7 protein-coding genes are annotated in these 8,041 nt (G+C 66.5%); 3 read left to right on the forward strand and 4 right to left on the reverse strand.

Translation table 11 applies throughout. The features are described 5' to 3' along the window. Window positions 1-223: 223 nt before the first annotated feature. Together AB0C34_RS22795 and AB0C34_RS22800 are read right to left on the reverse strand one after the other, a co-directional pair. Window positions 224-1,651 carry a DUF1254 domain-containing protein gene (locus AB0C34_RS22795; protein ID WP_357076344.1) on the reverse strand — a complete coding sequence of 476 codons (1,428 nt, stop codon included), beginning with the start codon at window positions 1,649-1,651 and terminating at the stop codon, window positions 224-226. 465 nt (window positions 1,652-2,116) lie between these two features. After that, on the reverse strand, window positions 2,117-2,410 hold the full coding sequence (locus tag AB0C34_RS22800) for a hypothetical protein (RefSeq protein ID WP_357076347.1): 294 nt from the start codon (window positions 2,408-2,410) through the stop codon (window positions 2,117-2,119). 399 nt (window positions 2,411-2,809) lie between these two features. Between AB0C34_RS22800 and AB0C34_RS22805 the strand changes: the two genes are divergently transcribed. Beyond that, window positions 2,810-3,085, forward strand: coding sequence for a hypothetical protein (locus AB0C34_RS22805; protein ID WP_357076350.1), 276 nt, complete (start codon window positions 2,810-2,812; stop codon window positions 3,083-3,085). 150 nt (window positions 3,086-3,235) lie between these two features. Here the strand turns inward: AB0C34_RS22805 and AB0C34_RS22810 are convergent, their stop codons facing one another. Next, window positions 3,236-4,552, reverse strand: coding sequence for a VWA domain-containing protein (locus AB0C34_RS22810; protein WP_357076353.1), 1,317 nt, complete (start codon window positions 4,550-4,552; stop codon window positions 3,236-3,238). 162 nt (window positions 4,553-4,714) lie between these two features. Beyond that, window positions 4,715-6,175, reverse strand: coding sequence for an SDR family oxidoreductase (locus AB0C34_RS22815; protein ID WP_357076356.1), 1,461 nt, complete (start codon window positions 6,173-6,175; stop codon window positions 4,715-4,717). A gap of 269 nt (window positions 6,176-6,444) precedes the next feature. On the opposite strand from AB0C34_RS22815, the gene AB0C34_RS22820 reads away from it, so the two are divergent. Together AB0C34_RS22820 and AB0C34_RS22825 are read left to right on the forward strand one after the other, a co-directional pair. Further along, a complete protein-coding gene (locus AB0C34_RS22820) occupies window positions 6,445-7,611 on the forward strand; it encodes an AI-2E family transporter (RefSeq protein ID WP_357076359.1) in 1,167 nt (388 codons plus the stop codon). A 105-nt stretch (window positions 7,612-7,716) separates the two neighbouring features. Then, a complete protein-coding gene (locus AB0C34_RS22825; RefSeq protein ID WP_357076362.1) occupies window positions 7,717-7,869 on the forward strand; it encodes a hypothetical protein in 153 nt (50 codons plus the stop codon). The last annotated feature ends 172 nt before the right edge of the window (window positions 7,870-8,041 follow it).

Here is an 8,041-nt window from a genome sequence, read left to right on the forward strand (position 1 = left end):
GTGCGCGGACCACCCAACATCAAGTGGGCGGTCCCTCTCCGATGCAACCACAGAACACCACTTCGTGAACAGTGTTTAGTAAAACATGTTTACTTTTCCCGGCGCAGCCGGAGCGACGCTCGACCGATATAGCGGTCGAACGCTTACTCGACGAGTGCGCAGACGGCCCACGGCCCGGGAACCGCAACTGGACATCCCCCACCCCGAGTCACCGACGACCGGCTCAGGGCAACGGTGTGAGCGGTGGCGGCACCCAACGCCCCTGCACCGCCTCCGCTTTCGGCGCGTAGAGACGCATGGTCAAAGAGAACTCGCCCGCCTCCGGAATGGGCAGCCAGTTTCCCACGGGAACGCTCGGTCCCGGGTCCGAGAACTGGAGGGTGAGATCCAGGGAGCCATCGGGATTGAGCACCACCGGGGCCTGGTGCCCGACCGAGTGGATCTGCGCAGGATTCGGCACCAGGTAGCTGTCGACATCGTAGGCGGTCAGCGACCAAAAGGCCTCGACCGGCGGCAGCGCGCCCGGCGCGAAGTGCAGCCGGAACCGGGCCTCGCCGTCGCCCTGGTCCACCGTGACGAACTGTGTCGGGTAGATGGCGTCCTCGGCCTGAGCCGCGCCGAGACCACGCCAGGCGATGGAGGCGCGCAGCAGATAGTTGGTGCCATAGCTGCCGATGCCGGGGTCGTAGGCCCAGCCGTTCTCGTTGATCGCCTTCGGGTCCAGATACACCGGGATCTGCTGCTTGGCGGTGTCGACCGCCGCGACGAGCTCATCGTCGGACAAGCCCGAGACACTGCCACCCGGCCGGATGCCGATCATCGCGAAGCGGCGCATCGCGGGCGCGTCATCGGGTGCGGGCGTGTTGACCGACATCACGGCGCACATCCGGTCGAAGAATTCGCGCGGGTCCAGCGCATCGACCTGCTCCGGCGGGGGCTTCGGAGCCGTCTCGGGACTAGGCGGCGCGGCGGGCCCAGCCAGCTCTCGTCCCGCGATCCACACGCTCAGTGGAACCAACTTCAGCTGCTGCTGCACCGCGCGGACGGCGGGAATGCCGGCATTACCGTCGACCTGAATGAGCCCGAGCAACCACACCGTCGACGTCGGCATCGGCATCGGGGCCAGATCCTCCGGCAGCGCTCCGGACCAGTCGGGACCGGTCACCACATAGGTGAACGGGGGCTCGGCCGATGTGGCCTGCGGCCGGATGCTGCTGGGGTTGTGCACCGTGTTCGTCCATGCGTCGAGCAGTTGCATCAGCCAGTATCGCCGACCGTCCATCGCGGGGACCTGGAGCACCATCGGTTCGGCCCGTAGATCCAACCAGGCGGTCGAGTACATGAGGTCCAGACTCTGCCGCACCAGACTTCGACTCTCCGGGGTGGGCAATGTCGTGGCGTGCTGGAACTGGTTGCTGGGCGTAGTCGCTTCGGACGCTTCCCGGGTGAAATCCATCAACACCAGCGGATAACCGAAAATATAGGCATCTCGCGCGATCGCCGCGGACTCACCGGTGACGGCGCCGCCATCCGAACCGTCCTTGTCTGGTCGGTCGCACGCCGCCAACCCGGCAACGGCCACCGATGTCGCCACCATGCCGAGCACAGTGCGCCGCGATATCGCGGGACTGCTCTCGCTGCTGTCGTCCATGATCCTGCTCCGCCTCCGATCCGATCGGGCACCGCGCGAGATCCGTCCCGGATTATAGCGTGATCGGCGAAGATAACTGCTGGTCAGCGCCGTAGGAATGAGCAAGATCCGAGGTCCGCGCTGCGCGCGGCCCGGCGAACCTGGTGCGCCGAACGTCCGTCCGACTTCGCCCGCGAATCGGGGCCGCGAACACGCCGATACGCTGCGCTGACCGCCTCGGCAACCGCGGGGGTGGAAGACAGCGCGCCACAGCCCTCACCGCGCGACAAACCCCGCGGCGAATCGTCGATCCGCGGCGGCACACACGGCGCCCGCCGCTGATTCGGCGCGCCCACCTTCCCACTCGGAGCGCGCTAACCCAGCTGACCAGGCCCACCGCCGGGCCACCCGACCGGTCACGACGGCCCGCGTTTGCCGCTGGTCGGTCGAAGCGGCCCGCGATCGTCATTGCGGAGCCGACCTCGGTCAGATCTCCAGGATGGTGTTCATGATGGTGCCCGCGCTGGTGGCGACGATCCCGCCGATCATGGCGCCCGCCACCATCTTCGGCGACTGCAATCCGCCGCCGGTCCACTTCTCCCAAGCGAATCGACCACCCGCGTACACGATGCTGACGATTCCGGACAGCAGGGCGAACCACGTCAGATACCGAACGAACTGTAAAAGCTTGTCCGACAGGGGAGGCGCCTCCGGGGTCGGATTGGCGATCTGCGCCAACGTGGTGATCGAATCGCCGACCGACGCCAGAATGATGCTCACCGTCTACTCCCTACGCTCGAGTACAAACACGCGTCGCCGAGTGGTCGCGTGAAAGATGTTCGACTACCGACGAATTCGATCACCACCGAGCATACGGGCCCTACCGCGCCACCGCGCGCACACTACGACGAGCAGGTACGACGAGGTACTCGATACCTGGTGCACCGATACGCCCCGAGCACACCACGGACATCCACCGCCACTCGGCTGTGCATACCGACCAGGTTCACGACAACTGTGCCGCACCCGCCGACCCGCACTGCGGATTCCCCGACACGACCGAGCGCGTCGCGAACCCCGCTGCGCCGCAAAGGCCTGACTGCGCGGTGTCCCACAAACCGATACGATCTCCCCAGCGAGTCACTGCCCTTGTCCCGAACCCAGAATGAGCGAACGACGATGATCCTGGCCGCCGCCTACGACACCCTGGCGCAGTTCGGCAACCCGACCCCCGAGGCTCCGCCGATATCCGACAAGTTCCTGCAACTGGTCCGCTACTTGACCTGGTTCGTACTGCTGTCGGGCGTCTGCGGCATCATCTACGCGGGCGGCCGCTTCGCCTGGGAGAAGTGGACCGGCGGCGGACTCGAATCGCCGAAGATGGTGGCGGGCGCCATGATCGGCGGTGTTGTCGCCACCAGCGCGGGGACCATTATGAACGCCGTCATCGGGTGAGGCGCACGTCCGCGGCGTTAAGCCCAGCTTGGCTATAGCATTTCGATATAGCTGTCGGAATCGGTCGCTGGCGTATCGACGTCATGATGTTGCCCGGATACGTTCCACTCAGGCCATCGTTCGGATCCTAGGCACGAAAGTCGAACGAGTTCAGTACACAATGCCTGCGCCTCGCGCGGCGTGCAGCCAGTCCGGGAACTCGCCGAGCAGCCGTGCGTACAACTGAGCGTCATCGACGTCATCGATGTCGTCGAGGGCGAAGAAGCCCGCGTTGTCGACCAGCCGGTCCGACAGCTCGTCCAAGGTCCGCAGCACGCCGTAGTCGGCCCGACCCAGCCCGATGAACTGCCAGAACGCGGGAAGCCGTGACGCTTCGCGCAGAAGAGCGGCGATCTCCCGCTTCTTGGCGAAACCGCCGTCGGTGCAGAACAGCACGAGGGTGGGGCGGTCACCGGGACGCAACGAGTCGATGATGTCCCGGATGACCGCCAGCTCGTCGTTGCGACCGCCGAGCCCGCTGTAATCGACACCCGCGTGAGTTCCGCCGAGGTGCAGAAAGGTCCGTGCCCATTCATCGCCCTGCTCGACCGCGATATCGGGCAGTTTGACGAAGGAGAGCGCGTAGAGATATGCCTCCAGGGTGCCATCGTCATCGAGCTGAGTGGCGACCGGAATCATCCGCTGCACGACTCGATGCACAACCTGATCGCGGTACTGCCGGTGCATGCTGCCGGTCTTGTCGATGACCAGCACGACGCGGGCGCGAATCCCGAAGACGGCCCTATCGATCAAGACTTTGGCCACTTCCCGCTTCCGCAGATCCAGCTTCGCGCGTTTCTCCAAGGAAAGTTTCGTCTCGCCCGGGACGACGAACACGTCGCCCGACCGGGCGGTCGGCGGTGCGGCGACCGCAGCACACTGGGCCGTCGACTCCGGCCTGGACAGTGCGGGGAGAGGTGGATTCCTCGGTTCGTCATCAACGCTGACGCCGTGATCAGTGACGAAAGCGGTGAATCCGCCCGCATAGCCTTGTCCGACCGCCCGCACCTTCCACTCCCCGTTGCGTCGATAGAGTTCCAGCGCGATCACCACCGTTTCGCTGCCGAGCCCCTCGATTCGATACTCGTAGAGCACCGTCCCCGCCTCGTCTGCCACGGTCGCGACCGGCGGCGCGAATCGGCCGAAGGTCGCCGCCGGATCATCCAGGGTGAGCACCGCGCGCAGTTGCGCGACATCGTCAGGCAGATCAGCGAGCGAAATAGCCAGCGTGCCCGGCGTTCCGGGCCTCAGCGACACTCCGGGCGCGCTCGGCTGACCGAAGAACACGAAGTCCTCGTCCGACCGCACCCGCCCGGCTCCGGTCAACAGCAGCGCCGACATGTCCACCACGGCCTCGGTCCGTACCGACACCAGCACCTCGGCTGCCGCCAATGCTCCGTTCTGCCCCTTCGTCAACGCAGCACCCACGGAGACTCCCCGTCGTCGTTTCTCGGCCTCGCCACCGCGATCAGCTTAAGACAGCATCCGGCACGACCCGCTGCCTTCGGGTTCGGCGGATCGACGAAATCGGCGTCCGGGCGAACGGTGCGCAGGGCGCTCCGACGATTCCCGCCACGGACATTCGGTAGTTCACTGCGGACGGACCGATTCCGCGGCTCCAGTGATGTTGCGCGCCATCCCGCCGAAAATGACGGCGTGGAAGGGAGCGATCGACTTCCAGTACAGGTGCCCGGCCAGGCCGTGCGGTTCGAAAAGGGCGCGCTGCCGGTAGGTTGCGCCACTGCCGTCCGGCTCGACGGACAGTTCCAGCCAGGCGCGGCCCGGAACCCGCATCTCGGCCCGCAGACGCAGCATCGTCGGCCGGTCGATCCGCTCGACCCGCCACCAATCCAGCGCCTCCCCCTCGTGTAGCCGGTGCGGATCACGGCGTCCCCGGCCGAGGCCGACGCCGCCCGCCACGCGGTCGATCCACCCACGAAGCGACCAGGCCAGCGGGAACGAGTACCACCCATGTTCTCCGCCGATCGCCTCGATCACCTGCCACAGCGTGCTCGGATCGGAGCGGGTACGCAGCTCACGCACATCCTGGTACACCGATCCGCCCGACCAATCCGGATCGGTGGGCAGCGGGTCCGACGGGGCACCGTGCGGGTCGGCGTCCGACCATCTGGTCGGCACGTCCAGATCCCGAGTCTTCTGTAGCGCCAGTGCTACCGCCTGCTCGTAGCCGGTCAATCCGCGCGGCGGATCCGGGATGTGTTCGGCCACCGCGTGATCGCGGCATACGACATCATTGATCAGCGACTCCATCAGCGGCACCGCGATCGCGCTCGGTACCGGAGTCACCAAGTTCACCCACTGCGCCGACAGCCACGGGGTCAGTACCGGAACCGGCACGATCACCCGGCGCGGCAACTGCGCCACGGTGGCGTAGCCGCGCATCATCCGCACATAGGTCAAGACGTCCGGGCCACCGATATCGAAGACGCCGCCGACACCGCCGGGCAGCCGCGCCGCCTCGGTCAGGTAGTACAGCACGTCGCGGACCGCGATCGGCTGAATCCGGTTGCGCACCCACCGTGGCGTGACCATCATCGGTAGCCGCTCGGTGAGGTAGCGCAACATCTCGAAGCTGGCCGATCCGGAGCCGATGATCACCGCCGCCTGCAGAACCAACGCGGGCACCGACCCGTCGAGCACAATCCTGCCGACCTCGGCGCGGGAAGCCAAGTGCCGCGACAGCTTCTGCCCGCTCGGGACGATGCCGCCCAGATACACGATCCTGGTCAGGTTCGCACTCGCGGCCGCAGCGGCGACCAGCGTGGCCGCGTCCCGGTCGACTGTCTCGAAGTCGGCGCGTTTCAGCGAGTGGACCAAGTAGTACAGCACCTCCTGCCCGGCCAGCGCGGCGCGCACGTCCTCGGCCGCGGTCACGTCGCCGCGCACCACCTCCACCCGGTCGCGCCAGGGTGCCTCCGCGAGCTTGCCAGGAGTACGTGCCAGCACCCGCACCGAGTGACCGGCCCGCAACAACTCCGGAACCAGACGCCCGCCGATGTAGCCGGTCGCACCGAACACCACGCATCGCACGACTACCACCCTCTCAGTTCGGCCCGCTTCCTTCTGGTGATGACCCAGAGTCCAGGCGTCAAACGGCGGCACACGGTTCACTCGCACCGGATGACGGCGCGCCGCGATCGCGCGCTCACATCGATTCACTATGCCGTCGACGAACTCGACCGCGGTCGGTACACCGGTGCGCCCGAGCTTCCACCTCGCGCGCCGCGCCGGGCCGCACCAGCCACCGCCGAGTGCGCAAGCCATGCTCGACCGGGCGGATCTCATGCCAGACTTGGCGCGTGAGTGAACCAACCAAGGGCCACGAACCGGACAACCGCACACCGCGCGACCGGGGTGACGTCATCGGCGCGGGCGTGCTGTGCCTGGCCAAATGGGGGCTGTGCGTGGTGGCGATCGCCGCGGGCGCATGGGTGCTCGGATTCCTGGTCGCCAAACTGTGGGTGGTGATCCTGCCGGTGGTGTTGGCGATCGTGATCGCGACCGTGCTGTGGCCACCGACTCGCTGGCTCACCGCACACGGCCTGCGACCCGCCGCCGCCGCGTCTATCGCGGTACTCGGATTCGTCGGGGTGCTGGCAGGCGTCATCGCGCTGATCGTGCCGTCGGTGGTGGACCAGGCGCCCGAACTCGCGGACAAGGCGACCGAGGGCGTCAACCGGGTGCGCGATTGGCTGCAGGGTCCGCCACTGAGAATCCGTGACGAGCAACTGGATTCGGCGGTCGACGCGATCGTGTCTCGACTGCGGTCGAGCTCCGAGCAGATCGCGACCGGTGTGTTCAGCGGCGTGAGCACCGCGACATCGACGCTCATCACCCTGTTCCTTGTCCTCGTGCTCACATTCTTCTTCGTCAAGGACGGGCCGCGCTTCCTGCCGTGGCTGCACCGCGTATCCGGCGACCGCAGCGGCCGGCACCTGGAAGAGGTACTGAATCGGGTCTGGGTGGTTCTCGGTGGGTTCATTCGCACCCAGGCATTGGTCAGTTTGATCGACGCCGTACTCATCGGAGCAGGTCTGGTCATCCTCGGGGTTCCGTTGGCGCTGGTGCTCGCGGTGATCACCTTTCTCGGTGGGTTCATCCCGATAGTCGGCGCCTTCGTCGCCGGCGCGCTCGCGGTGCTCGTCGCACTCGTCGGCAACAGCCTTGTCACGGCGCTGATCGTGCTCGGCATCATCGTCGCCGTGCAACAGCTGGAAGGCAATGTCCTGCAGCCGGTCTTGCAAAGCCGCAGCATGAAGCTGCACGCGGTGATCGTGCTGCTCGCGGTCACCGCGGGGGGCTCGCTGTACGGCATTGTCGGCGCTTTCCTTGCCGTGCCTGCCGCCGCGATAGTCGCCGTCTTCCTGCGTTATATCGGGGAGCAGATCGACGAAGCGACCGCCCCATCACCGGACTTCGGACTCGCCACCGCGTCGGAGTCGACGACCGAACCCGCGGCTGAATAGCCGAAAAGCCGCAACACAATTCCGCGGTAGTCGGCGCGCCGCCGTTCAACTCACTCCGAATGTAACTATCGCCGTCGCCCCGCGTCGTTTCTAGCGTCAATGCTCATGACAACCGATCTGAGCACGCCGCTCTACGCCATCGCCGACGACGTGGCACAGGGCGTCGCGGGCGTACCCGACGATCGACTGTCTGGCGGTGGCCGTCGGGGGCGACGTCTACCTTCGCGGTTTCTTCGATCGAATGCGATCACCAACTAGCCACTGCCCCACCACATCCGATCACCCGCGCCAAAGGAAGCCCGATGACCGAACCCACCCTCTCCAGCGACTGGAGCTTCGAGACCAAGCAGATCCACGTAGGCCAGGTGCCCGACAGCACGACCAACGCCCGCGCGCTGCCGATCTACCAGACCACCTCCTACACCTTCCG

Source organism: Nocardia sp. NPDC049220, from assembly GCF_040647855.1.
GTDB lineage: Bacteria > Actinomycetota > Actinomycetes > Mycobacteriales > Mycobacteriaceae > Nocardia.

Bases quoted from the DNA above. Each gene is read 5' to 3' on its own strand.
- AB0C34_RS22795 (WP_357076344.1), bottom strand. From the start codon at position 1,651: ATGGACGACAGCAGCGAGAGCAGTCCCGCGATATCGCGGCGCACTGTG.
- AB0C34_RS22805 (WP_357076350.1), top strand. From the start codon at position 2,810: ATGATCCTGGCCGCCGCCTACGACACCCTGGCGCAGTTCGGCAACCCG.
- AB0C34_RS22825 (WP_357076362.1), top strand. From the start codon at position 7,717: ATGACAACCGATCTGAGCACGCCGCTCTACGCCATCGCCGACGACGTG.